The organism is Sphingomonas cannabina (genome assembly GCF_021391395.1).
GTDB classification, from domain to species: domain Bacteria; phylum Pseudomonadota; class Alphaproteobacteria; order Sphingomonadales; family Sphingomonadaceae; genus Sphingomonas; species Sphingomonas cannabina.
Genome location: NZ_CP090059.1, coordinates 212257 through 235010, shown reverse-complemented (window position 1 = coordinate 235010; position 22754 = coordinate 212257). Strand labels below are relative to the sequence as shown.

At 67.1% G+C, this 22754-nt stretch carries 24 protein-coding genes and 1 tRNA gene; 13 read left to right on the top strand and 12 right to left on the bottom strand.

Annotation, left to right across the window (positions count from 1 at the left end; genetic code table 11):
* Positions 1–45: 45 nt before the first annotated feature.
* Together LZK98_RS01180 and LZK98_RS01175 are read left to right on the top strand one after the other, a co-directional pair.
* The gene (locus LZK98_RS01180; protein WP_233784529.1) at positions 46–525 is read left to right on the top strand and encodes a hypothetical protein; all 480 of its coding nucleotides are present in this window, start codon (positions 46–48) and stop codon (positions 523–525) included.
* A 74-nt stretch (positions 526–599) separates the two neighbouring features.
* On the top strand, positions 600–1553 hold the full coding sequence (locus LZK98_RS01175) for an isopenicillin N synthase family dioxygenase (protein ID WP_233784528.1): 954 nt from the start codon (positions 600–602) through the stop codon (positions 1551–1553).
* Positions 1554–1574: 21 nt separating this feature from the next.
* Here the strand turns inward: LZK98_RS01175 and LZK98_RS01170 are convergent, their stop codons facing one another.
* From LZK98_RS01170 to gyrB, 7 genes are all read right to left on the bottom strand, one after another.
* Positions 1575–1877 (bottom strand): polyhydroxyalkanoic acid system family protein, encoded by a 303-nt coding sequence (locus tag LZK98_RS01170; RefSeq protein ID WP_233784527.1) that lies wholly within the window; start codon positions 1875–1877, stop codon positions 1575–1577.
* Entirely contained in the window at positions 1874–2296 is a 423-nt protein-coding gene (locus tag LZK98_RS01165; protein ID WP_233784526.1) for a VOC family protein, read from the bottom strand. The genes LZK98_RS01170 and LZK98_RS01165 overlap by 4 nt, the downstream gene beginning before the upstream one ends.
* Positions 2297–2492: 196 nt before the next feature.
* Positions 2493–2837: a DNA primase gene (locus tag LZK98_RS01160; protein WP_233784525.1), complete on the bottom strand. Its 345-nt coding sequence runs from the start codon at positions 2835–2837 to the stop codon at positions 2493–2495.
* Between the two features lie 64 nt (positions 2838–2901).
* Positions 2902–4125, bottom strand: a complete 1224-nt coding sequence (locus LZK98_RS01155) for a multidrug effflux MFS transporter (RefSeq protein ID WP_233784524.1) — start codon at positions 4123–4125, stop codon at positions 2902–2904.
* 49 nt (positions 4126–4174) lie between these two features.
* Positions 4175–4447 (bottom strand): GNAT family N-acetyltransferase, encoded by a 273-nt coding sequence (locus LZK98_RS01150; protein ID WP_233784523.1) that lies wholly within the window; start codon positions 4445–4447, stop codon positions 4175–4177.
* Positions 4428–5516 (bottom strand): alpha/beta hydrolase, encoded by a 1089-nt coding sequence (locus LZK98_RS01145; RefSeq protein WP_233784522.1) that lies wholly within the window; start codon positions 5514–5516, stop codon positions 4428–4430. Before LZK98_RS01145 ends, LZK98_RS01150 begins: the two co-directional genes overlap by 20 nt.
* Positions 5509–8004, bottom strand: coding sequence for a DNA topoisomerase (ATP-hydrolyzing) subunit B (gyrB, locus tag LZK98_RS01140; RefSeq protein ID WP_233784521.1), 2496 nt, complete (start codon positions 8002–8004; stop codon positions 5509–5511). Before gyrB ends, LZK98_RS01145 begins: the two co-directional genes overlap by 8 nt.
* Positions 8005–8117: 113 nt before the next feature.
* Between gyrB and LZK98_RS01135 the strand changes: the two genes are divergently transcribed.
* From LZK98_RS01135 to LZK98_RS01120, 4 genes are read left to right on the top strand one after another with little or no spacing between them, the layout of a single operon-like run.
* Entirely contained in the window at positions 8118–8435 is a 318-nt protein-coding gene (locus tag LZK98_RS01135) for a hypothetical protein (RefSeq protein WP_233784520.1), read from the top strand.
* The gene (locus LZK98_RS01130; protein ID WP_233784519.1) at positions 8435–9043 is read left to right on the top strand and encodes a glycoside hydrolase; all 609 of its coding nucleotides are present in this window, start codon (positions 8435–8437) and stop codon (positions 9041–9043) included. The genes LZK98_RS01135 and LZK98_RS01130 overlap by 1 nt, the downstream gene beginning before the upstream one ends.
* Positions 9044–9087: 44 nt before the next feature.
* Positions 9088–9954, top strand: a complete 867-nt coding sequence (locus LZK98_RS01125) for an HpcH/HpaI aldolase/citrate lyase family protein (protein ID WP_233784518.1) — start codon at positions 9088–9090, stop codon at positions 9952–9954.
* Positions 9951–10436, top strand: a complete 486-nt coding sequence (locus LZK98_RS01120; RefSeq protein ID WP_233784517.1) for a GNAT family N-acetyltransferase — start codon at positions 9951–9953, stop codon at positions 10434–10436. The genes LZK98_RS01125 and LZK98_RS01120 overlap by 4 nt, the downstream gene beginning before the upstream one ends.
* Before the next feature lie 131 nt (positions 10437–10567).
* Here the strand turns inward: LZK98_RS01120 and LZK98_RS01115 are convergent, their stop codons facing one another.
* The 3 genes from LZK98_RS01115 to LZK98_RS01105 are packed head-to-tail and all read right to left on the bottom strand — an operon-like array spanning position 10568 to position 12158.
* Positions 10568–11269: an NAD-dependent deacylase gene (locus LZK98_RS01115; protein ID WP_233784516.1), complete on the bottom strand. Its 702-nt coding sequence runs from the start codon at positions 11267–11269 to the stop codon at positions 10568–10570.
* Positions 11270–11311: 42 nt separating this feature from the next.
* A complete protein-coding gene (locus LZK98_RS01110; protein WP_233784515.1) occupies positions 11312–11824 on the bottom strand; it encodes an SRPBCC family protein in 513 nt (170 codons plus the stop codon).
* The gene (locus LZK98_RS01105; protein ID WP_233784514.1) at positions 11808–12158 is read right to left on the bottom strand and encodes an ArsR/SmtB family transcription factor; all 351 of its coding nucleotides are present in this window, start codon (positions 12156–12158) and stop codon (positions 11808–11810) included. The genes LZK98_RS01110 and LZK98_RS01105 overlap by 17 nt, the downstream gene beginning before the upstream one ends.
* 194 nt (positions 12159–12352) lie before the next feature.
* Here LZK98_RS01105 and dapB point away from each other — a divergent pair, with 194 nt between their 5' ends.
* From dapB to LZK98_RS01075, 6 genes are all read left to right on the top strand, one after another.
* Positions 12353–13084 (top strand): 4-hydroxy-tetrahydrodipicolinate reductase, encoded by a 732-nt coding sequence (dapB, locus tag LZK98_RS01100; protein ID WP_233784513.1) that lies wholly within the window; start codon positions 12353–12355, stop codon positions 13082–13084.
* A complete protein-coding gene (nth, locus tag LZK98_RS01095) occupies positions 13081–13761 on the top strand; it encodes an endonuclease III (RefSeq protein WP_233784512.1) in 681 nt (226 codons plus the stop codon). The genes dapB and nth overlap by 4 nt, the downstream gene beginning before the upstream one ends.
* The gene (locus LZK98_RS01090; RefSeq protein WP_233784511.1) at positions 13761–14135 is read left to right on the top strand and encodes a hypothetical protein; all 375 of its coding nucleotides are present in this window, start codon (positions 13761–13763) and stop codon (positions 14133–14135) included. The genes nth and LZK98_RS01090 overlap by 1 nt, the downstream gene beginning before the upstream one ends.
* Before the next feature lie 260 nt (positions 14136–14395).
* Positions 14396–14472: transfer RNA gene (locus LZK98_RS01085), tRNA-Arg, on the top strand.
* A gap of 398 nt (positions 14473–14870) precedes the next feature.
* Positions 14871–15854: an AAA family ATPase gene (locus tag LZK98_RS01080; protein ID WP_017500486.1), complete on the top strand. Its 984-nt coding sequence runs from the start codon at positions 14871–14873 to the stop codon at positions 15852–15854.
* 13 nt (positions 15855–15867) lie between these two features.
* Positions 15868–18330: a S8 family peptidase gene (locus LZK98_RS01075; RefSeq protein WP_026109029.1), complete on the top strand. Its 2463-nt coding sequence runs from the start codon at positions 15868–15870 to the stop codon at positions 18328–18330.
* A 3-nt stretch (positions 18331–18333) separates the two neighbouring features.
* Here the strand turns inward: LZK98_RS01075 and LZK98_RS01070 are convergent, their stop codons facing one another.
* Both LZK98_RS01070 and LZK98_RS01065 read right to left on the bottom strand, forming a co-directional pair.
* Entirely contained in the window at positions 18334–19053 is a 720-nt protein-coding gene (locus LZK98_RS01070; RefSeq protein WP_017500488.1) for a DUF6602 domain-containing protein, read from the bottom strand.
* On the bottom strand, positions 19050–19805 hold the full coding sequence (locus LZK98_RS01065; protein WP_026109030.1) for a nucleotidyltransferase domain-containing protein: 756 nt from the start codon (positions 19803–19805) through the stop codon (positions 19050–19052). Before LZK98_RS01065 ends, LZK98_RS01070 begins: the two co-directional genes overlap by 4 nt.
* 751 nt (positions 19806–20556) lie before the next feature.
* Here LZK98_RS01065 and LZK98_RS01060 point away from each other — a divergent pair.
* Positions 20557–22686: a ParB/RepB/Spo0J family partition protein gene (locus LZK98_RS01060; RefSeq protein ID WP_233784510.1), complete on the top strand. Its 2130-nt coding sequence runs from the start codon at positions 20557–20559 to the stop codon at positions 22684–22686.
* Positions 22687–22754 lie beyond the last annotated feature (68 nt).

Below are 22754 nucleotides of genomic sequence, written 5' to 3'. Positions count from 1 at the left end.
AACAAATGCTTAGTGTATTAGATAGATAATACAGGAGGCCATGCCATGCGCCTTGCTTCGATCGTTCTGCCGCTTGCCATCGCCGCGTGCGGCAGCGGTGAGGGCACCGAGATCACGCTGAACGTCAACGATCCCGATGCCGGCTTCAACGCATCGGCGGGGAAAGATGGCACGGTCTCGGTGAACGCACCCGGCTTCAAGGGCGCGATCAAGCTGCCGAAGATCCAGCTCGACGCCGACGATTTCGACATCAACGGCGTGCACCTGCCGCCGGGTTCGAAGATCGGCGGGATCAACGTCGAGGGCAACAAGGGCGACGACGACATGGTGCGGATAAGCTTCACCAGTCCGATCGCGCCATCGGCGGTGCGCGAATGGTTCCAGGGCAAGCTCGCCGCCAAGGGCTTCAAGCTGACCGCTGCAGGCGACGGCCTTTCGGGCACGACCGACGAAGGCAAACCGTTCAGGCTCATCACCAAGGCGGCAGGGGCCGGCGCGGAGAGCGTGATCACCCTCGAAAGCTAATCGGGCGAAACTAGCCGGGCTCCGTGCGACGGCCTATGATGGCGGCACTTCCGCTTCCATCAGGACGTTAGCCGATGCTCGATACCCCGCTCGCCCAGGTGCCGCTGGTCAATCTCGCCGACCAGGACGCCGATCCCGACGCCTTCGCCGCCGAGCTCGGCGGCTCGTTCGAGCGCTTCGGCTTCGCGATGGTCTCCAACCACGGCGTGCCGCGGGAGGTGATCGACCGTGCCTGGGCGATGACCAAAGCGTTCTTCGACCTGCCTGAGGAGGAGAAGCGCCAGTATTTCGTTCCCGGCGGCGGCGGGGCGCGCGGCTATACCCCGTTCAAGACCGAGATCGCCAAGGGTGCGACCCATGTCGACCTCAAGGAATTCTGGCACGTCGGCCGCGAGCTGCCGCCCGGGCACCGTTTCGAGAAGGACATGGCGCCCAACATCTGGCCCGACCGGCCGGAGGGCTTCCGCGAGACCTTCCTCGACCTGTTCGCGGCGCTCGACGCGGCGGGCGACCGGCTGCTGTCGGCGATCGCGCGCCATCTCAAGCTCGAGCCGCACTGGTTCGATCCCGCGGTTAGGGACGGCAATTCGGTGCTGCGCCTGCTCCACTATCCGCCGGTGCCGGCCGACGCGCCGGAGGTGCGCGCGGGGGCACATGAGGACATCAACCTCATCACCCTGCTGCTCGGCGCCGAGGAAGCGGGGCTCGAGCTGCTCGACAAGGACGGCCAATGGCTGCCGGTGCGGCCGCCCGAGGGGGCGATGGTGGTCAATGTCGGCGACATGCTGCAGCGGCTCACCAACCACGTGCTGCCCTCGACCACGCACCGCGTCGTCAACCCGGCGCCCGAGCGGCGCGGCTTCTCGCGCTATTCGATGCCCTTCTTCCTGCACCCGGCGCCCGATTTCCTGATCAAGACGCTGCCGTCGACGATCACCTCGGACAATCCCAACCGCTATCCCGAGCCGATCACCGCGCACGACTATCTGCACGAGCGGCTGGTCGAGATCGGGCTGATCAAGACCTAACGGGAAACGGCTTCCCCCCGCTCATTCGAGCAGCTTGGGCACGTCCCTCGTCAGCTTGGCGCGGATCTTCTCGGCGAACAGCGCCAGCATCGGCGGCAGGTCGAACTCGGCGTGGACTCTCGCCTCCTCGACCGCGATCCGGCTGACGACGCGCTGGCCGAGCGCCTCGACCGCGAGGTGTAGCGTGTCCTCCTCCCAGCGCTGCTCGGTGATCATGCCGCCGGGAATGAACTCGGCGAGCCGTCCCGTCCCCTGCTCGATCCGCGTTCGCGCGCCGTCGCGGCCCAGCTTGTGCGGAATGTCGATCGCGATCGGCTCGGTCATGTCGCGAACAGCATCGCGTCGTCGGCGAACGCCTTGAACTCGAGCGCGTTGCCGCTGGGATCGCGGAAGAACATCGTCGCCTGCTCGCCCGGCTGACCCTTGAAGCGGATGTGGGGTGCGATGCCGAAGGCGATCCCGGCCGCCCTCACCCGCTCGGCAAGCGCCTGCCAATCCGCCATCGTCAGCACCACGCCGAAATGCGGCACCGGCACGTCGTGACCATCGACCGGATTCTCCACCATCACCGGTTTCGCAGCCGGGTCGAGATGCGCGACGATCTGGTGCCCGTAGAGGTCGAAGTCGATCCAATGCTCGGCCGACCGCCCTTCAGGGCAGCCGAGGATGCCGCCATAGAAGCGCCGGGCCTCGGCGATGTCGTGAACCGGAAAGGCGAGGTGGAATGGGCGCAAGGCGGGCACTGCCCGTGCATAGCGCCTCGGTCGGATCGCCGCCAGGCCGGCGTACCCAATTCCTTGACCTCCGGGCAGCAGGTGTAGACCCGCTCGCGCAGCCGGACGAGAATCGGACGGGCGAAATCCGCCTGCCGCGCGATATAGGCGTCGATGCGCAGATCGTTGGCCATGGCGCGGGATGCTGCGCCCGACGTCGATCGAATCAAGGACGAAGCGCGGTATCGTCGCCGTCGTCGAGCTCTTCGTCCAGGTCCTCGGCGTCGCTCTCGAAGTCCTCCTGGAGCGAATCCTCCGCCATGTCCTCCTCATCCTGGAGGATATCCTCATCCTCCTCGGCGAGGTCGGTCGCCTCCATCTCGAGATCGTCGGTATCGTCATCGTCGAGCGGATCCTCCCCCAGGTCCGGCGCGAGGTCGGTCAGGATGGTGCCGTCGCTCGGCCCGTCGCGCGTCGCCTCGAGGATCTCCGCGCGCTGGCTCTCGTCGTAGCCGTCCTCGTCATAGCCGTCGTCGTTGGGGCCCTGCTCCGGAACCTGATGACCGCCCATTGCGCACCTCCGTTTCTGTCCGTGCGAACGGCGATTATAGCCTGACGGTTCCCGTCGGGACAGCTCAGCTTGGCTGGAACAGCCTTCCGCGCTCGACGATCGCGGCGAGTGCGAGCGCGACGATGCCGGCGGTGAGGAAGCCGAGGTGCAGCGGCGTCGTCGTCCCGTCGAAGGCGCGGCCGATCAGTCCGCCGATGATCGCGCCGCCGGTGGTCACCACGAAGCCCTGCAGGCTTGACGCGGTACCGGCGATATCGCCCATGTTGGCCATCGCCATTGCCGAGCAGTTCGATGCCGCCAGGCCGAAGCAGGCCATGGTGATCGACTGGAGCACGACGAACAGCCACAGCGTCTCCCACCCGAGCGCCTCGATCGCCAGGCTGGTCGAGGCGACGACGATCAGCAGCAGCATCGCGCCGTGCGAGATGCGCCGCATGCCCAGCCACATCACGATCCGCGAGTTGAGCAGGTTGCCGCATGCCATCACCACCGCGCAGCCCGCGAACACGATGCCGAGCCGATCGGGCTCGCCGAACACTTCCGCAACGATCGGCTGGATGCTGGTGATATAGCCGAACAGCGCACCCTGCAGCCCGATCACTGCCCCCGCATAGCCGACCGACTGGCGATCGCTCAGCGTCAGCCGCCAGTTGGCGACGAGCCGCTTCCATTCGAGCGGTACGCGATGCTCGGGCGCGAGCGTCTCCGGCATCCTCAACGCGAACCAGATCGCGACGATCAGGCTCGTTCCGGCGATGACGTGGAAGATCAGCCGCCACGATCCCATCGTCAGGATGAGCTGGCCGATGCTCGGTGCGATGATCGGGAAGATCATGAAGGTCATCACCGCCAGGCTGCTGACCCTCGCCATCGCGCGCCCGACGAAACAGTCGCGGATCAGCGCCACCGTCACCACGCGGGTCGCCGCGATGGCGAGCCCGCCGCATACCCGCGCGATCAGCAGCAGCTCCAGGCTCCCCGCCACCGCGCAGAGCAGGTTCATGACGACGTAGAGCCCGAGCGACCCGAGCAGCACCGGGCGCCGCCCGAACCGGTCCGACAGCGGCCCGTGGACGAGCTGCGCCACGCCGAAGCCGGCGGAGAACATGACGATGATCAGCGGCAGGTCTCGCTGCGCCGCGCCGAGATCATGGCCGATGGTCGGCAGCGCCGGCAGCATCGTGTCGATGCCGATCGCGCCCGTCGCCATCATCGCCGCAATCAGCACGACGAATTCGACGAACGCGATCGGCGCGCGATTCGCGCTGATGTGATGCGGCTGCTCCATGATCCGCCGCCCCATGGCAGAGACGGGGCGGCAGGTCACCCCTTCCGGTTCAGGCGAGCAGGTCGCGTTCCTCCGGGTGCCGTTCGATATAGGCGGCGACGAACGGGCATTGCGCCACCACCTTCAGTCCGCGCGCGCGGACGTCGTCGAGCGCGGCCTTGATCAGGCGGCTGGCGACGCCGCGGCCCTGCAGCTCCTGCGGCACCACCGTATGGGTGAAGGTGATCATGTCGCCCGACAGCTTGTAGGCCGCCACTGCCTTGTGCCCTTCCTCGACCAGTTCGTAGCGGTTGGCGTCGCGGTTATCGGTGACGTCGGACATGGCGGGCTCCGAGATGGCGGTCGAAGAAGCTGGCGATCAGCCGATAGGCCTCGATCGATTCGGGCATGTCGGGCCAGACGAAGAAGGCATGGGGCAGGCCGTCGAACAGATGGAGTTCGCTCTCGACCCCTGCCGCGGCCAGCTTGCGGTGGGCGAGCGTCAGTGCGCTCACCGCGAAATCGCGTCCGCCCGCCAGCAGCAGGGTCGGCGGCATCGCCTTGATCTCGGCACCGGACTGGAGGGGATAGGCGAGCGGGTCGCTCGCCGGCACGCCTTCCATATAGGACAGCGGCAGCACCGGCGGCAGTTCGGGCGCCTTGAGCGGATCGCCGCCGGTGATCGGATCGGCGATATACGGGCTATCGCCACTGAACGGCGCGCCGGTGCCGCAGAAGGTGCCGATCGCACCCGGCCGCGGTAGGCCCTGCTTGGCGATCCATGCCGTCGCTTGCGCGGTGATGATCCCGCCCGCCGAGCAGCCGTAGATGCCGATGTCCTCGGGCCGGTATTGCTTGAGCAACTCGCGATAGACCGCCGTCACGTCCTCGGATGCCGCCGGATAGCGATGCTCGGGCGCGAGGCGGTAGTCGACGGCGACCACCTTCACCCGCATCGTCGCGGCGATCGGGATCGCCTCGACCAGGGCGCCGCTGCCGGCGCCCCACATGAAGGCGCCGCCATGGACGTTGATCAGCACCCGCCGCGCGTTCTCCGGCGCGATCCCCGCCGCCGGCTCGACCACGTCGACGCCGATCCCGCCCATCGTCGCGCGGGTTTCGCGCGTCCGGAAATGCTTGCGCATCTCGGCGAGCCGGTCGTCATTGTACTTCTGGTAGAAGGCACGTTGCTTGGCGATGTCGCCCTCAATCGCCTTGGGCGCGGTCGCGGCCTTCATCCGCAGCAGCACGGCACGTGCCTCGGGCGAGAGCTGGTTCGACGGCGGCAGCACGAACGAGGGGACCTGCACGGCCGGCGGCAGCAGCGTGTTGGTCTGCGCCGCCGCGGGCCCGGCCAGCGGCAGCAGCAGCGCCGCTACCGCCAGCGAGACCCGCCGCCGTGCGTCAGACATCGAGATTGGCGACGGACAGCGCATTCTCCTGGATGAAGTCGCGCCTCGGTTCGACCACGTCGCCCATCAGTCGGGTGAAGATCTCATCGGCGACATCGGCCTGGTCGACCGCGACCAGCAGCATCGAGCGGTTCTGCGGATCGAGCGTCGTTTCCCACAACTGCTCGGCGTTCATCTCGCCGAGGCCCTTGTAGCGCTGGATCGACAGCCCCTTGCGGCCCGCCGCCAGGATCGCCTCCAGCAGCTGCGACGGCCGCGCGATCAGGCTCTCGCCCTTGCCCGCGGTGACGGGTTCCTCCTCGCCGTCCTCACCCGTCGCCGGCGCTTCCTCGACGGCCGCCTGCTGCGCACCCTTGAGCGGCGCCAGCTTGGACAGGCCGGCATAGCTCTCGATCGCTTCCGCCGCGAGCGTATGGAGCTTGCGGCCCTCGGCGGAGGCGAGGAACGCCGCCTCGATGATGTGATGGTCGGTGACGCCGCGCCACAGCCGCTCGAAGTGGAAGCCGCCGTCCTCGGTCAGCCGCGCGGTCCAGCGCGCGTCCTCGTCGGTGAGGTCCAGCCGATGGGCTACCGCCGCGAGCCGCTCGGCCCGCACTTCGCGCGACGCCTCGGGATCGAGCACCCCCCCCATCGCCAGCGCCTCGATGATGCCGGCATCGTAGCGGCGCGGCACGAAGCGCATCAGCGTCCGCATCCGCCGCGCATGGTCGACGAGGTCGCGCAGGTCCGCCCCGGTGCGGTCGCCGCCCGGCGTCTGCAGGATGCTCGCGCCGACGCCCGCCTCGACCAGATAGTCGTCGAGCGCGGCATCGTCCTTGAGGTACACCTCCGACCGCCCGCGCGTCGCTTTGTAGAGCGGCGGCTGGGCGATGTAGAGGTGCCCGGCCTGGATGATCTCCGGCATCTGCCGATAGAAGAAGGTCAGCAGCAGTGTGCGGATATGGGCGCCGTCGACGTCGGCGTCCGTCATGATCACGATCTTGTGATACCTGAGCTTCTCGAGATTGAAGTCGTCGCGGCCGATGCCGGTGCCCATCGCCTGGATCAGCGTGCCGATCTCCTTCGACGACAGCATCCGGTCGAACCGCGCGCGCTCGACGTTCAGGATTTTGCCGCGCAAGGGCAGGATCGCCTGGAAATGCCGATCGCGGCCCTGCTTGGCTGAGCCGCCGGCCGAATCGCCCTCGACCAGGAACAGCTCGGACTTGGCGGGATCGCGCTCCTGGCAGTCGGCGAGCTTGCCGGGCAGCGAGGCGATGTCCATCACACCCTTGCGCCGGGTGAGCTCGCGCGCCTTGCGGGCCGCCTCACGCGCCGCCGCCGCGTCGATCACCTTCTGCACGATCATCCGCGCGTGCTGCGGATTCTCCTCCAGCCATTCGGCGAGCTTGTCGGCCATCAGGCTCTCGAGCGGCTGGCGTACCTCGGACGACACCAGCTTGTCCTTGGTCTGCGAGCTGAACTTGGGATCGGGCAGCTTGACCGAGACGATCGCGGTCAGCCCCTCGCGCATGTCGTCGCCGGTGAGGCTGACCTTCTCCTTCTTGAGCGCCCCCGACTTGTCGGCATAGGCGTTGAGCGTGCGCGTCAGCGCCGCGCGGAACGCCGCCAGATGGGTGCCGCCGTCCCGCTGCGGGATGTTGTTGGTGAAGCAGAGGACGTTCTCGTAATAGCTGTCGTTCCACTCCAGCGCGACGTCGATGGTGACGTCGTCGCGGGTGCCCGAGATCGCCACCGGATCGGGCATCAGCGGCTGCTTGTTGCGGTCGAGCCACTTCACGAACGCGGCGATGCCGCCCTCGTAATAGAGCTCGACCTCCTTCGGCTCCTCGTGCCGCGCGTCCTTGAGGAACAGGCGCACGCCGGAGTTGAGGAACGCCAGCTCGCGATAGCGGTGCTCCAGCTTCTCGAAGTCGTATTCGGTGATCTTGAAGGTCGCCGGGCTGGCGAGGAAAGTGACGCGCGTCCCTTTCTTGCCATTCGCCGGACCGATCACCTTGAGCGGCGCCACCGCATCGCCATGGGCGAAGCGCATGTAATGCTCCTCGCCGTCGCGCCAGATGGTGAGATCGAGCCATTCGCTGAGCGCGTTGACCACTGAAACGCCGACGCCGTGCAGGCCGCCCGACACCTTATAGGCGTTGCTGTCGGACGTGTTCTCGAACTTCCCGCCCGCGTGGAGCTGGGTCATGATCACCTCGGCGGCGGAGACGCCCTCCTCCGGGTGGATGCCGGTCGGGATGCCACGGCCGTTGTCCTCGACCGAGACCGAGCCGTCCGGGTTGAGCGTGATCGAGATGCGGTCGCAATGACCGGCGAGCGCCTCGTCGATCGCATTGTCGCTGACCTCGAACACCATGTGGTGGAGGCCCGAGCCGTCGTCGGTGTCGCCGATGTACATGCCGGGACGCTTGCGCACCGCGTCGAGGCCCTTCAGCACCTTGATGGATTCGGCGCCGTATTCGTTCTGCGGGGGGGTATCTGCCATGCCTAGGATATAGGCATCGCCCCCGCGAAACGGAAGCAAAATGGAAGGGCGTGAAACCCGTCGCGCCACGAGCGATGCTTGACTCGGTTCCGGGCGAAAGGCAGCTGAAAGCAATGGCCTTCCGGAAGGCATCGCTCCACGCCGCGTTCCTGCTTGCCGCCGCCTGGACCATGGATGTGTCGGCGCATGGGAACGACGGAATCGCACCGAGCGTCGGGGCACCCCCGGCAACGCTTCGCGCCGATCCTTTCTACGCCAAATATCTCGACGCCGGCGGCATTCCGGTGATCGCTTCCGCCAAGGTCCCCGATCGTGCGCTGGCGATCGCGCGCGACATCATCGCCGAGATGCTCGCGCACCGCCCCGACCTCGCCGCGCAGCTCGCCGCCGACGGCTTCCGCGTCGCGGTGACGGCTTCCGCGTCGCGGTGATGGCCGAGGACGAGGGCACGCTCGACCTGCCCGAGCAGCGCCACTGGACCCGACCCGCACGCAACGATCCGCGCCTCACCCGCTGCGAACGCAAGCATTACGACGAGCGCATCGGCCGGCTCACCGACGCGCAATATTGGAATGCCCGCGCCCGCGGCATGGCCGGCCGCTTCACCAGCGCCGCGACCGAGGATCTGCTCGGCCTCCGGAGCTCGCGCTATTACGGCGAGACGATCTTCGTCCACGAATTCGCCCACGACGTGCTGATGGCGATCCGCGAGCGCGATCCGGCGCTCTATGGCCGTGTCCAGACCGTCTATGCCGCGGCGCTGAAGGCCGGGCGCTGGAAGGACGAATATGCCTCGACCAGCCTCGACGAATATTGGGCGGAGGGCAGCCAGTTCTGGTTCAATTCCAACAAGATCGCGATCTTCGACGGCCGCCGTATCCTGTCCGACGCCGACCTCGCCGCCTATGACCCGCCGCTCGCCGAGGCGCTGCGCGCCGCCTATGGCGACCGCCATCGCCTCGGCGCCGATCCCTTCTACGAAAGCGCCGCCCGCGTGCCGCCGGGGCCGCTGCCGATGAACACGGCGGAGGTGTGCTGACGGGCGGGTGGACCCGGCCGGCCAAGGCTCCTAATCCGGTCGCCATGACCCGCCTCCGCTCGCTTCTGTTCGTGCCGGGCGACCGGCCCGAGCGCTTCGCCAAGGCTGCCGCGTCGGGTGCCGATGCGCTGATCCTCGACCTGGAGGATTCGGTCGCGCTCGAATCCAAAACCGCCGCGCGCGAGGCGGTGGCGGCCTATCTCGGCGAACCGCGCGCGGTGCCGGCCTATGTCCGCATCAACCCGCTCGACACGCTGATGGCGGACCTCGACCTCGATGCGGTGGCGCGGCTCAGCCCCGACGGCATCGTGCTGCCCAAGGCGGAGGGCGCGATCTCGGTCGCCGATCTCGCCGCGCGGCTCGAGCGGCGCGGCAACGAGACCGCGCTGATCCTGCCGATCGCGACCGAGACCGCCAATGCGATCTTCCAGCTCGGCACCTATGGCGCACAGGCGGCGCGGCTCGCCGGGCTCACCTGGGGAGCGGAGGACCTGCCCGCCGCAATCGGCGCCGAGACCAGCCGTGACGCGGACGGCCGCTACACGCCGCCCTATGAGGTGGCGCGTGCCTTCACCCTGTTCGGTGCCGCGGCCGCCGGGGTGGCGCCGATCGAGACGGTCTATCCGGCGTTTCGTGACCTCGACGGTCTCGCCGCCTATGCCGCCCGCGGTGCGCGCGACGGCTTCATCGGCATGATGGCGCTGCATCCGATGCAGGTGCCGGTGATCAACGCTGCCTTCACTCCCTCGGCCGAGGCGGTCGCCCACGCCCGCGTCGTGGTGGAGGCGTTCGCCGAGCATCCCGGCGCCGGCGTGCTCAGCCTTGACGGCAGGATGATCGACCGGCCGCATCTGCTCCAGGCCGAGCGCGTGCTGGCGCGGGCAGGTGAGGAGGCGGTGGCGCGGTCGTGACCGGCTTTCGCATCGAACCGGCGGTCGGCGACAACGACTTGCGAACGGTCGCAAGGCTGTTCGAGGATTATGCGGCATCCTTGCCGGTCGACTTGGGTTACCAGAACTTCGCCGCCGAGCTCACCGGCCTGCCGGGCAGCTATGCGCCGCCGCGCGGAGCGCTGCTGCTCGCCCGCAACGCCGGGGGTGAACCGCTCGGCTGCGTCGGCGTGCGGCCGCTGGCGGAGGAGGGCGTCTGCGAGATGAAGCGCCTCTATCTCGTCCCCGCCGCGCGCGGCCTCGGGCTCGGCCGCGCGCTGGCGGAGGCGGCGATCGGCGCAGCGCGCGAGCGCGGCTATCGTGAGCTCCGGCTGGACACTCTGCCGTCGATGACCGCGGCGATCGCCATGTACGAGGCGATGGGCTTCCGCCGGATCCCCGCCTATTACGAGCCGACGCCGTGCTCGCTGTTCATGGCGCTGACGCTGGACGCGGCCGCCTAGCACCGCCCTCCTTGTTGGGAGACCGTGCTCCTGCGAAGGCAGGAGCCCTGGATCATGGGTAGGCGCTTGCGGCCAGGGCTCCTGCCTTCGCAGGAGCACCGACACTTTTTCGGTCTGAACCGGGCGGAACGCTAATCCGCCAGCACCTCATCCACCCACGTCGGCACCAGCACGCCCGCCGGTCCCATCCGGCTCTCCGCGAAGTAGACGCTGCCTTCGGACGGCTCGAGGTTGAGCTCCAGCGTGTCGGCACCGTGATAGCGCGCCGTCCGGACAAAACCGGCCGCGGGGTAGACGGCGCCGGAGGTGCCGATCGACACGAACAGGTCGGCGCGGGCGAGCGCGCGGTCGATCGCCTCCATCTCATAGGGCATCTCGCCAAAGAAGACGATGTCGGGCCGCAGCGCCGACCGCCCGCAGGCGTCGCAATCCGTGCCCGGCGGCAGCGATCCGCGCCACGCCTGCCGCTCGCCGCAGGCCGCGCACAGCGCCGAATTGAGCTCGCCGTGCATGTGCAGCAGCCGCTTGGCGCCGGCGCGCTCGTGGAGGTCGTCGACGTTCTGCGTGACGATCAGCAGCTCGCCCGGCCATTCGGCATCGAGCCGCGCCAAGGCCTCGTGCGCGGCATTGGGCTCGACCCGTTCCAGCGCCTCGCGCCTGAGATCGTAGAAACGATGTACCAGTGCCGGATCGCGCGCCAGCGCCTCCGGCGTGCACACGTCCTCGACGCGATGCCCTTCCCACAGCCCGCCCGGCCCCCGGAAGGTGGCGAGGCCGCTTTCCGCCGAGATGCCGGCGCCGGTGAGCACGACGATGTTGCGAAGCTCGGACATGGCCGCGGGCTTAGCGCCTCGCCGCCGCGCCCGCCATCGGCTTCAGCGGGCGAGCACTCGGTCGAGCTTGTCGAAGCTGCCGCCCCAGCCCTGCTGCATCGAATCATGCTGGCCGGCGAAATAGGCCGCCTCCGCGTCACTGGCGTCGATCGGCCACCAGCGCAGCTCGAGCCGGGTCGCCGCGCCCTCGTCGTGGAACTCGACCACGGTCATCAGCCTGAGCGGCCAATCGCCGTCGAAGGGCATTCGCACTACATTGCCGTCGGCATCGCCCGCCGAATGCTCGTAGGCGAGCAGCGCCGGCGGCTCGACGTCGCGCCAGCCGAGCCGCGCGCGCAGGGTCATCTCGCCCATCTCCATCCGGATCAGCGTATGGCCGCCGGTGCGCAGGTCGTGATGCTCGACCGTCGCCGCGCAGCCCGCCGGACCCATCCACCGGGCGAGCATCGCCGGGTCGGTCCAGGCGCGCCATACCAGCTCGCGCGGCGCGGCGAACCGCCGGACGAGGACGAAGTCGCTATCGGCTTCGGGCGCCGGGCTAGTCACGGTCAGCATGGTCGTCTCCCTTCATCTGGTTCCTGAGGAGCGCGTCGAGCCGGTCGAGCCGCTCCTCCCACATCCGCCGCACGCCATCGGCCCAGGCGACGGTCTCGGCCAGCGCCTGGGCGTTGAGCCGGCGCGGACGCGCCTGCGCCGCCTGGCCGGTCGCGATCAGCCCCGCCTCCTCGAGCACCTTGAGATGCTTCGAGATCGCCGGCTGGCTGATCACGAAGGGGCGGCTGAGCTCCGCCACGGTCGCCTCGCCCAACGCCAGCCGCGACAGGATCGCGCGTCGGGTGGGATCGGCGAGCGCGGCGAAACGACGGTCGAGCGCGTCTGTTTCTATCATAGATAGGTTATATAACTAACAGGTTATCGGACCGTCAATCACAAATTCCGCTGTCCTACACGGGTCGAGCTGTGCCAGAGGCGGGGCCATGCGCAGGCCATGCGGGTCGCGTCCCGCCGGGCCGGGCGCGATCATCGGGTGAGTCAATCTAGTCAATTTTTCTGGTCAACTTTCACCGAAGGGAGGGGCGTACAGTGACCGCGATCGGCATCTACGGCAGCCTCGGCCGCATGGGCCAGGCGATCGCTGCGGAGCTCGCCGGGATGGGTGCGCGCCATGCCGGCGGCGCCGACGCCACCGACGATCCGGCGCTGGTCGCCGAGGCGGCGGACGTGCTGGTCGACTTCTCCAGTGCCCGCGCGGTGGAGGCGCATCTCGCCGCCGCCCGCGCCGCCGGCAAGCCGATCGTGATCGGCACCACCGGCCTCACCGAGACGCACCACGCCGCGATCGACGAGGCGGCGCGGGAGATCGCGGTGCTGCAGACCGGCAACACCTCGCTCGGCGTTACCCTGCTCGCGCGGCTGGTGCGGGAGGCGGCGGCGCGGCTGGGCGCGGCCGACTGGGACATCGAGATCGCCGAGATGCATCACCGCCACAAGGTCGACGCGCCGTCCGGCACCGGGCTGCTGCTCGGCGCCGCGGCGGCGGAAGGGCGTGGCACTACGCTCGCCGAGGCGGCGGTCTACGACCGCTCCGGCATCACGGGCGCACGAAGCGAGGGCACGATCGGCTTCGCCTCCCTTCGCGGCGGATCGGTAATCGGCGACCACAGCGTCGTCTTCGCCGGGGAGGGCGAGCGGATCGAGCTCGTCCACCGTGCCGACAGCCGGGCGATCTTCGCTCGCGGCGCGATCGCCGCCGCGCTGTGGCTCGCGAGGCAGCCTGCGGGCCGCTACACCATGGCCGAGGTGCTCGGGCTTTGAACAAGGCGGACGTCGTCGAGTTCTTCGCGCGCCTTGCCGCCGACAATCCGCACCCGGAGACCGAACTCGAATACACCAATCCCTTCACCTTGCTGGTGGCAGTGGTGCTGTCGGCACAGATGACCGACGCCGGCGTCAATAAAGCGACGCGGCGGCTGTTCGCCGAGGCCGACACGCCGGAGAAGATGGCCGCACTCGGTGTCGACACGCTGCGCGAGCGCATTCGCACGATCAACTTCTACAACACCAAGGCGAAGAACGTGATCGCGCTCAGCGAGGCGCTGATCCGTGACCACGGCGGGAAGGTCCCCGCCGACCGCGAGGCGCTGGAGCAGCTGCCCGGAGTCGGGCGCAAGACCGCCAACGTGGTCCTGAACTCGGCCTACGGGCAGGAGACCTTCGCGGTCGACACCCACATCTTCCGCGTGTGCAACCGTACCCGCCTAGCCCCCGGCAAGGACCCGCTCGCGGTCGAGCACAAGCTCGAGAAGACCGTGCCGCAGCCGTTCCGCATCCACGCTCATCACTGGTTAATCCTGCACGGCCGATACACGTGCAAGGCCAGGGTGCCCGAGTGCTGGCGCTGCATCGTCGCCGACCTCTGCCCCTACCAGCCCAAGACCCCGCCGCCGACGGCCCGCAAGACATCATCCGCCGCGGCTAAAGGAGAGCCGTGATGAGAAGCGCCGTGTTCGCGCTCGCCATCCTTGCCATCGCCGGCCCCGCGCTCGGCCGCGACAAGCCGGTCCCCGCGGCCAAGCCCATCGGCAAGCCGGTCGACTGCATCCGGGTGAACGACATCCGCGAGAGCCGCGTCCAGAGCGACGAGGTGATCGACTTCGTGACCCGGAGCAACAAGGTCTACCGCACCACGCTCGACGGCGCCTGCCCGCAGCTCGGCTTCGAGCGGCGCTTCAGCTACCGGGTGTCGACCTCACAGCTCTGCTCGACGGACATCATCACCGTCCTCACCGGCCCCGGCATCACGCGCGGAGCAAGCTGCGGGCTCGGCCAGTTTCAGCCCGTCGAGCTGGTCAAGGCGACCCGCTGAACGCGAGGGGCTGGCGTACCCCGCGGGCGCCTGCTAGGTGAGCCTCCGCCGGCACCCGTAGCTCAGCTGGATAGAGCGCTGCCCTCCGAAGGCTCGCGTCCAACGCGAGAGCAGCGATTTTATACAGTATTTACGAGGGTTTAGGAGGACGGAAGAAAGGACGGACGAAAAAACTCACCAAATTCTCACCGCGCTCGGACTGTCGGATTCGATCGCGGATTGACCTACCCCGGCGCAAATCTTACGGCTCCAAGCCATACGCACCCATAGCTCAGCTGGATAGAGCGTCGCCCTCCGAAGGCGAAGGCCAGAGGTTCGAATCCTCTTGGGTGCGCCAAAACTCCCAATGAAATCAGTGAGTTAAGACTGTCGCAGCAGCCTTGGTGCGCCGCCTCTCGAAGTCCAAAACTCACCACGCTGGCGGCGGCGCGACGCGAAGCCCCTGCATTTCCGCGGAAAACTTGTCGAACCGAACTCACCACGCCCTTTCGCGGCTGTGATGATCCGATGGGGGCGTCCTAATTCCGGGCTGGATGAAACGCATGGTCATCGGCAATCGAGACCCCGCGGATTGCGGCCGGCCAAGCGGACCATCGACGCCGGCTAAATGCTGTGTTGGCGAAGGGCAGAGAGGGCAGTAACGACCCCTTGTACGAATTCGCGTTACACAGCGAATCACCGACGCTAGATTCCCGAAAAGTTCTCCAACCCGAGGCCGGAACATTGAACTGACCTATGACAACCGCGCGCCACATCGTTGCACTGCTGCAAAGCCATATAGACGGGGATGAGGACCGCTTCCTCTCCGTGGCGACGCAACTAGCCGCGCACGAGGCGAGGCAGGGTCATGGGAAGCTCGCGCAGGAACTGCGCGAGTTGGTCGATGCCGCCAAGGGCAAAAGCGCGACGGTGGCGCGGCGCGGAGCCGGCCCCGTGCCGTTGGCGCAGCCGAAGGGCGAACTCGCAGGGCTTCTGGAAGCCCGCTATTCCGATGTCCGGCTGTCCAGCATGGTGCTCAAGCCCGAACTTGATGAGCGGCTTGCGCGCGTCCTTCGGGAACAGCGCCAGCAGGAGCGGCTCCGCGCGCGGGGGCTCGCCCCGCGCCGCAAGCTCTTGCTTGTCGGCCCTCCTGGCGCAGGCAAGACAATGACCGCCGCCGCCTTGGCCGGTGAGTTGAAGCTGCCCCTTTTCACGGTTCTTTACGATGGATTGATCGGCAAGCTCATGGGCGAGACCGCCACACGGCTTCGGCTTGTCTTCGACGCCGTTGCCATGCAGCGCGGTGTATACTTCTTCGACGAGTTCGACGCGATCGGCGCGCAACGGGCCGGGCCGAACGACGTTGGGGAAATTCGCCGGGTGCTCAATTCCTTCCTCCAGTTTCTCGAAAATGACGATGGCCCGAGCCTCATCGTTGCCGCGACCAATCACCCCGAATTGCTCGACAAGGCGCTCTATCGACGGTTCGACGATGTCATCAGCTACGATCTTCCTGATCCCTCGGTTGTGCAGGGCATCCTCGAAGCCCGGCTCGCGACCTTCGATCTCAAGCCGATCGAATGGGCGCCTGTTCTCGAATCCGCCGCCCATCTCTCCCAAGCCGAAGTCGCCAGAGCTGCCGACGAGGCGGCAAAAGTCGCGGTGCTGGATGGCCACGATGGCGTGACGACCGCGACGCTGCTGACCGCTCTGACGGAGCGGCGCGCGGCCATCCTCTAAGCAACGAGGCCCGATGGCTGTACCTCCCCGCGACCGCCCCCATTTCCACGTCGAAGGCGGCGGCCAAAGCGAGGCGTACACGTCACCCCGCCTGGTCATCAGCGGCCTCCCTCCGGCGCGGGCGCGTGCCGCGCACGCTGCACGGTTGGAACAGGCAATCGGAACGGCGCTCGCCGCCGGCCGCCAACGGCTCGCAGAGCGGGAAGACGGCGTCGCCGAGGGCAAGCCAGGCTTCTATCTGGAGTTCGATATCCCCGTAGCCGAGCGCGCCGCAGTCGAAGCCTTGGAGAATAAGCCCAAGGCTATCGAGCTGGTAGCGGTTCGACCTACGGCGGAGGGCGACGAGATGGTCTCGGCCACTGTATTCGTTCCGGAAGCTGCTGCCGATTTCTTCGTCAAGAAGATCGAAGCCTATCGCGATGAGGAGACGCGCACCGGCAAGCCCAAGAACGAGGCCCTGATCGCTCGGATCGACGACATCAGGGTCGCGGTCGCACGCTCGCTATTTACCGATGAAGCGCAGCACTTTCCCGCCGACGGCCGTCAGGTGTGGTGGGAAGTCTGGCTTCGGGATGGCGGTCTCGCGATCTTCCAGTCTGTCGCCGCCAAGCTCGATGTCGCGATCAAGGAGCACGTCATCAGCTTTCCCGAGCGCGATGTCGCGTTGGCGCTCGCCGATGAAGCGACGATGGATCGGCTGATACGCAATTCCGACGCCGTGGCTGAACTGCGTCTCGCCAAGGACACTCCATCCCTCTTTCTCGAAATGCGCACGGTCGATCAGGCCGCTTGGGCGAACGACTTGGCTGATCGGATCGCACCGCCGCCCCCCTTGGCACCGGCAGTCTGCATACTGGACAGCGGAGCGACCCAGGCCCACCCCCTGCTCGCGCCGGGCCTCGATCCTGCCGATCAGCATAGCTACGACGGTGACTGGGGCGTCGGCGACAGCGCCTTCTGGAATGGTCACGGCACGTCGATGGCTGGCGTCGCGCTTTATGGCGATCTCGAAGCGGCGCTTTCCCACGGCGAGCCGGTCGCACTTGGTCATCGCCTCGAAACGGTGAAGATCCTGCCGCCAACCGGGCAGAACGAGCCGCGACTTTACGGAGCGATCACGGCCACCGGTATCGCTCGTGCCGAAGACCATGCTCCCCGTCGCCGGCGCGTGTTCTGCATGGCCGTGACCAGCGACGTCGGCTTGCGCCGGGGCCGGCCGTCCTCCTGGTCCTCGTCAATGGATCAGCTCTGCTATGGCGGCGGTGACAGGCGACGCCTGATGGTCCTAGCGGCGGGCAATCTTCGCGGCGACATCAATCCGGCCGACTATCCTGACCGCAACGACCTCGAAGAGGTCGAAAGCCCGGCGCAGGCTTGGAATCCGCTCGTCGTCGGGGCCAGCACCGACAAGATCACGATCACCCATCCCGACTATGACGGATGGACGCCCGTCGCCCCGGCCGGCGACCTCTCGCCGGCAAGCCGAACGTCGGCCATCTGGGATCGGCAATGGCCGATCCGTCCGGATGTCGTGTTCGAAGGCGGCAACTTCGCGCATGACGGTGCCAACCCGGCCTCGGCGATCGACGACCTCCAACTCCTCACGACCCACTATCGTCCCAACATGCGCCTGTTCGAAGCGTTCGGCGACACTAGCGGCGCTGCCGCGCTCGGCGCGAACCTCGCCGCCGGCGTTATCGCAGCCCGTCCGACACTCTGGCCGGAAACGGTGCGCGCGCTCATTGTCCATTCCGCCGAATGGACGCCGGCGATGCGCCAGCGCTTCGACGCGGCCGGCTCGCAAGCTCAGAAGCTGGCCATGCTACGCCGCTACGGCTGGGGCGTGCCTGACCTTGGCCGGGCGCTGATGAGCGCGTCCAACGACGCGACTTTGATGGTCGAGGACGCCCTGTTGCCATTCCGCAAGGACGGCTCGACGATCAAAACACGCGATATGAATCTGCATCGACTGCCCTGGCCGCGCGCCGAACTGGCTGCGCTTGGCGATCTCGATGTGGAGCTGCGGATCACCCTGTCCTATTTCGTTGAGCCCAATCCCGGTGAACGGGGCTGGACGCGGCGCCACCGCTACGCTTCGCACAATCTCCGCTTTGCGGTGAAGCGGTCGCTCGAAGGCTTGGAAGCGTTCCGGCAGCGGATCAACAAGGCGGCTCAGGACGAAGAGGCTGGCGCTGTCGGCGCTGCCGCGGGCGGTGACTCCTGGGTTCTGGGTACGATCCGTGACCGCGGTTCGATCCATAGCGACATTTGGCGTGGCAGCGCGGCCGCCCTCGCCGAGCGCGACGCGATCGGAGTCTTCCCCGTCAGCGGATGGTGGAAGGAGAAGCCTTCGCTCCAGCGCTGGGATCGTTCCGCCCGCTACGCATTGTGTGTGTCGATCCGCGCGCCCGAGGCCGACATCGACCTCTATACCGCCATCGCCAATCAGATCGCGGTCCCGATCCCGGCGGCTTAGCGGTCAGTCGAGCCAAGCGGCATAAGCGCCCACGTCGATCATCGGGACGGTCGCGCTCGCCTGAAGGCGGGAGATGAGGTCGAGCAGGAACCGCGTCGCCGCTCGCACGCCGACCTGCGCCTGCGAGCAACCGTCCGTGTCGCAGCCGAACACTCCGTGCGCTGCGACGCATCCGATATCGAGGCGGTGCTGCCCATCGAGCGCTGCGAGCGCATCGGTCAGCGGCTGGCCGAGCGGTGGATTCCATTCGCTCTCGAACGTGAGCAGTCCGCCGATAATGGCCGGCAATGGTCGCGGATCGTAGATGCCGCCCGCGTGCGGTATCGGCAGGCTCGTCCGATGGAGTGCGCGAACGCTGGCCACCTTGTCCGCCGCATAGGCGACATGCTGCGCATTGATCGCCTGCTTGGTCTCGAACACAGCATAGACGCTCTCTGCCGGTACGATGAACTGATCTTTGAAATTGAAGATAAAGGGCGAATATTGGCGATCGAAGATGACGATATCGATCTGGTGGCTGAAGGCGCCCTTGCTGTCGACCACATGTGCGCCGGCAGCGCGATACCGTTCGGGCAAATAGCCCTGCAATAGCTCCAGCCACACAGCTTCGCTGGCGTCACCCTTCGTTCCGCCGTGACCGAAGCTGCCGCGCGCGATGCCCAGCTTCGCTTCGATCTCGTCGTGCAGGCTTTGCAGCAAAGTTTTGAGGGACCATTCGGTCATTGCACGAAGCCGCTCCAATTGCCGCCCAGCGCAGCTTCCGCCAACCGCCGCACCGCTTGCTTCTCCGTGCCGGTGAGATCATCCGATATGACATTGTTTCCATTGGCGGGATCGATCACCCGTGCTGCAGTGAACTTGTCCCTGAGATACTCCAGCACCGTCACGACATTCTCCGCCAAGTCAGGCGATGTCCTCCCGCTCAAGGCTGCGATCACGGTCAGCTCAAGATAGAAAGATGGGAATTCGAGCCGCTTCTGGTTGCGCCACAGTTTCAGGAGCCGCGACTCGCGCTGATGGCCCGCCATGACGACGGTGTTGATATGTGTCGTCACATTTGTCTTCGTCCAGGTATCGGCCGTGCGCCGGTAGAGGCTGTGATCCGTCGTCCAGGCGGACTGCCGCTTGCCGGGGACGAGATCGACATCGAAGCCGCCGATCGTCGCGTTGATCGACGCATTCTGCCGCTTTGGCACATAGCCGGCGCCTGCAATGGCGTTGAAGAGCGAGCCGTAAATATCCTTCAAAGTCTCGGGCGTGTCTTCGTGCAGCGAAATGAAAAGGTCGATGTCAGTGCCGCTTCGGTTGGCCGTGCCTTTGGCAAACGAGCCGCTCGGAGAAATCGACAGTAAGAAACGGTTTGCCCATTGCTGAAGCACAGGCGCGATTATTGTCTGGACCTGCCGAACAGGTGAGAACGCGCTGGTATCAACGGCCTCCCTAGCCAGAATCGCGTTTAAGTAGGCGCTGCTCATCACATATGCCTAGCGCTGCAATCTTTCTCCCGGAAGCACCGATGCAACGGCAAGAATAGGTATGGCGTCGCTTGACGGGGTCCGTCGCGGCCAATCGGCTGCAATCCCATGACGCGGGCCGCGTGCTCCTCGATTTTTCCGCCAGGATCGACTACATGGAGCCCGTATCCCCCGGTGGTCCCTGCTTTGCATACCGCCGGGGCACTTTATTTCTAGCCACAGCCTGAAGCCTTCGCAACGCGCTTCCAGCGTGCGGATCGTGCTGTTTCCGTCTTCATCCCAAACGGTTTGAGGGGGAAAGCCTTCCCCTACCGTCGAGTCCCTGACAGGTCTCGCCGGACCCCTTCGAGCGGGGACACCCCGCAACGCCCCAGATAGCACGCGGGGATCTAGGGAGCGCACACTGGCGGCTGAAGCCGCGCAGGGGTCGCGCGTTTTTATCTGCCCGCGTTTGCACACTTGCTCTGGCCGGAGGGCGCGGCGACGGCTGGCCCCCAGGCCCGCGCGCACGCCGCCGCGCCGGCCGTCCGCCGCAAGGGTGCGTCGTTTGTGGCGCCGCGAGCGGCGCGGAGCTTGGGACTCCGCCCCTGGCGCACTTCGGAACGTCTTCCGCCCAGCTTCCTCCGCTTCGCTCCGTGCAGCCGGTTCCCCGCGAAGCCGTCCCTCCGTTTGCACCCCCGGTCTCGCCGACGGGCAGGGTTTCAGCGCGGCGCTTCCGCTGCGCGGAAACCTAAGCCCAAGGAGTAAGGAAATGACCAATACCATCGAAACCGTGGCGACCGAGCAGAGCGCGCAAGACGGTCAGACCGTGTTCGTCCCCCTGAACAAGCTCAAGAAGTCCCCGAAGAACGTCCGCAAGGTGCCGCATACCGACGAGTTCATTGCAGCGCTCGCCGCGTCCGTCGCGGCCAAGGGGCTTTATCAGAACCTCGTCGTCGAGCCGGAGGTGAAGAACGGCAAGCCGACCGGCTGCTATCTCGTCACCGCTGGCGAAGGGCGCAGGCTCGCCTATCTGCTGCGCGCCAAGCGCAAGGAGATCAGGAAGAACCACCTTGTCCGCTGCTGGCTCGACACCGAGAACGATCCGGCCGAGGTGAGCTTGGATGAGAACTACAATCGGGAGCAGCTTCATCCGGCCGATCAGTTCGAGCGCTTCCACGAGCTTTCCCGCGACAAGGGATGGGGCGCGGAGGAAATCGGCGCGCGGTTCGGCGTGTCGCCCGAGATCGTCAAGCGGCGGCTGCGGCTCGGCGCGGTCAGCCCGAAGCTGATGGACGTCTATCGGCAGGACGGGTTGACGCTCGACCAGTTGGCGGCGTTCGTCATCACCGACGACCATGCCCGTCAGGAGCAGGTTTTCGATAACCTGTCGTGGAACAAGGAGCCGTGGATCATCCGGCGCGACCTCACCGCGAGCAACGTGCCCGCGAGCGACCGGCGGGCCGTGTTCATCGGCGCCGATGCCTACGCCGAGGCCGGGGGCAATGTCATTCGCGACCTGTTCACCGAGGATGACGGCGGTTTCTTCGAGTATGCGGGCTTGCTCGACACGCTTGCCGTGGAGCGGTTGCGCGAGATCGCCGGGGAGATATTGGCCGAGGGCTGGAAATGGGCCGAGGCGAGTATCGACTATCCGCACGGTCATGGGATGCGGCGCTACTATCCGCAACCTGTTGGCCTGTCCGACGAGGACGAGGCGCGGCTGTCCGAGGCGGCGGCGGCACACGACGCCCTGATCGAAGGCTATGACTCCTACGAGGACATGCCCGAGGACGTGGCGGTGAAGGCGCAGGCGTTGAGCAACGAGATCGACGCGATCAGCGCCAAGCGCTCGGCCTACGATCCCGCCATCATCGAGCGTGGCGGCGTGTTCGTCTCCCTCGGCTCCAATGGCGAGGTGAAGATCGAGCGCGGCTATGTCCGCGCCGAGGACGAGCCGCAGCCCGAGGTTGCCACCGAGGACGAGGGCGATGACATCGCGGAGGACGGCGAAGCCGTGGAGGACGACGAGGACGCCGACGAGGAAGAAGAGGTGGACGAGGCCGACGCGGGCAAGCCCATTTCGGACAGCCTCGTTCGTGACCTCACGGCCCACCGGACGCTCGGCCTCCGTCTCGCGTTGGGCGCGCAGCCCGACATGGCGATGGTGGCCCTCACCCACGCGCTGGTGCTGGACCTGTTCTATCATGGGTTCGGCAAGTCCTGCCTCGCCATCACCGCCAAGAGCGAAGACATCGCCAGCCATGCCGAGGGCATCGCGGACAGCGGCGCGGGCGAAGCGCTCGCGGCGCGGCACGATCAATGGGGCGCGCAGCTTCCCGACGATACGGCGGACCTGTGGCCGTTTCTCGCGGCGCTGGACGGCGACAGCCGCACCGAGCTTCTGGCGCATTGCGTGTCGCTCACCGTCAATGCGGTGAAGGTGCCTTGGGAGCGTTCCACCGCCCGCATCGAGGCGGCGGACGGACTGGCCAAGGCCGTTGACCTCGACATGACCGCGACGTGGACCGCGACCGCCCGCAGCTATTTCGGGCGCGTCACCAAGGCCCATATCGGGCAGGCCGTCAGCGAGGCCGTTTCGGTCGAGGCAGCCGAGCGCATCCTGCCGATGAAGAAGGCGGACATGGCCGACGCGGCGGAGCAGCTTGTCGCCGGGACGGGCTGGCTTCCCGTCCTGTTGCGCGCGCCGGAGGGTGAACCCGAGGCGGTGGAGGCGGAGGATTTCGCAGCGGACGCGCAGCCGTCCGAAGCGGAGGCCCCCGACACCGAAGCGCAGGACGGCGCGGACGCCGTGGCGCAGCCGACCGGGATCGAGGCGGACGCCATCGCGCCGGAACCGGAGGACGAGGGTCAGCCGCATTATGCGGTTGCGGCCGAATAGGTGACGGGCCGGGACCGCGCGAGCGGTTCCGGCCTTTCCCTTCGTGAAGGCCGGATAATTCGCGGCCG

Bases quoted from the DNA above. Each gene is read 5' to 3' on its own strand.
- LZK98_RS01180 (WP_233784529.1), top strand. From the start codon at position 46: ATGCGCCTTGCTTCGATCGTTCTGCCGCTTGCCATCGCCGCGTGCGGC.
- LZK98_RS01175 (WP_233784528.1), top strand. From the start codon at position 600: ATGCTCGATACCCCGCTCGCCCAGGTGCCGCTGGTCAATCTCGCCGAC.
- LZK98_RS01170 (WP_233784527.1), bottom strand. From the start codon at position 1,877: ATGACCGAGCCGATCGCGATCGACATTCCGCACAAGCTGGGCCGCGAC.
- LZK98_RS01160 (WP_233784525.1), bottom strand. From the start codon at position 2,837: ATGGGCGGTCATCAGGTTCCGGAGCAGGGCCCCAACGACGACGGCTAT.
- LZK98_RS01155 (WP_233784524.1), bottom strand. From the start codon at position 4,125: ATGGAGCAGCCGCATCACATCAGCGCGAATCGCGCGCCGATCGCGTTC.
- LZK98_RS01150 (WP_233784523.1), bottom strand. From the start codon at position 4,447: ATGTCCGACGTCACCGATAACCGCGACGCCAACCGCTACGAACTGGTC.
- LZK98_RS01145 (WP_233784522.1), bottom strand. From the start codon at position 5,516: ATGTCTGACGCACGGCGGCGGGTCTCGCTGGCGGTAGCGGCGCTGCTG.
- gyrB (WP_233784521.1), bottom strand. From the start codon at position 8,004: ATGGCAGATACCCCCCCGCAGAACGAATACGGCGCCGAATCCATCAAG.
- LZK98_RS01135 (WP_233784520.1), top strand. From the start codon at position 8,118: ATGGCCTTCCGGAAGGCATCGCTCCACGCCGCGTTCCTGCTTGCCGCC.
- LZK98_RS01130 (WP_233784519.1), top strand. From the start codon at position 8,435: ATGGCCGAGGACGAGGGCACGCTCGACCTGCCCGAGCAGCGCCACTGG.
- LZK98_RS01125 (WP_233784518.1), top strand. From the start codon at position 9,088: ATGACCCGCCTCCGCTCGCTTCTGTTCGTGCCGGGCGACCGGCCCGAG.
- LZK98_RS01115 (WP_233784516.1), bottom strand. From the start codon at position 11,269: ATGTCCGAGCTTCGCAACATCGTCGTGCTCACCGGCGCCGGCATCTCG.
- LZK98_RS01110 (WP_233784515.1), bottom strand. From the start codon at position 11,824: ATGCTGACCGTGACTAGCCCGGCGCCCGAAGCCGATAGCGACTTCGTC.
- LZK98_RS01105 (WP_233784514.1), bottom strand. From the start codon at position 12,158: ATGATAGAAACAGACGCGCTCGACCGTCGTTTCGCCGCGCTCGCCGAT.
- LZK98_RS01090 (WP_233784511.1), top strand. From the start codon at position 13,761: ATGAGAAGCGCCGTGTTCGCGCTCGCCATCCTTGCCATCGCCGGCCCC.
- LZK98_RS01080 (WP_017500486.1), top strand. From the start codon at position 14,871: ATGACAACCGCGCGCCACATCGTTGCACTGCTGCAAAGCCATATAGAC.
- LZK98_RS01075 (WP_026109029.1), top strand. From the start codon at position 15,868: ATGGCTGTACCTCCCCGCGACCGCCCCCATTTCCACGTCGAAGGCGGC.
- LZK98_RS01070 (WP_017500488.1), bottom strand. From the start codon at position 19,053: ATGACCGAATGGTCCCTCAAAACTTTGCTGCAAAGCCTGCACGACGAG.
- LZK98_RS01065 (WP_026109030.1), bottom strand. From the start codon at position 19,805: ATGAGCAGCGCCTACTTAAACGCGATTCTGGCTAGGGAGGCCGTTGAT.
- LZK98_RS01060 (WP_233784510.1), top strand. From the start codon at position 20,557: ATGACCAATACCATCGAAACCGTGGCGACCGAGCAGAGCGCGCAAGAC.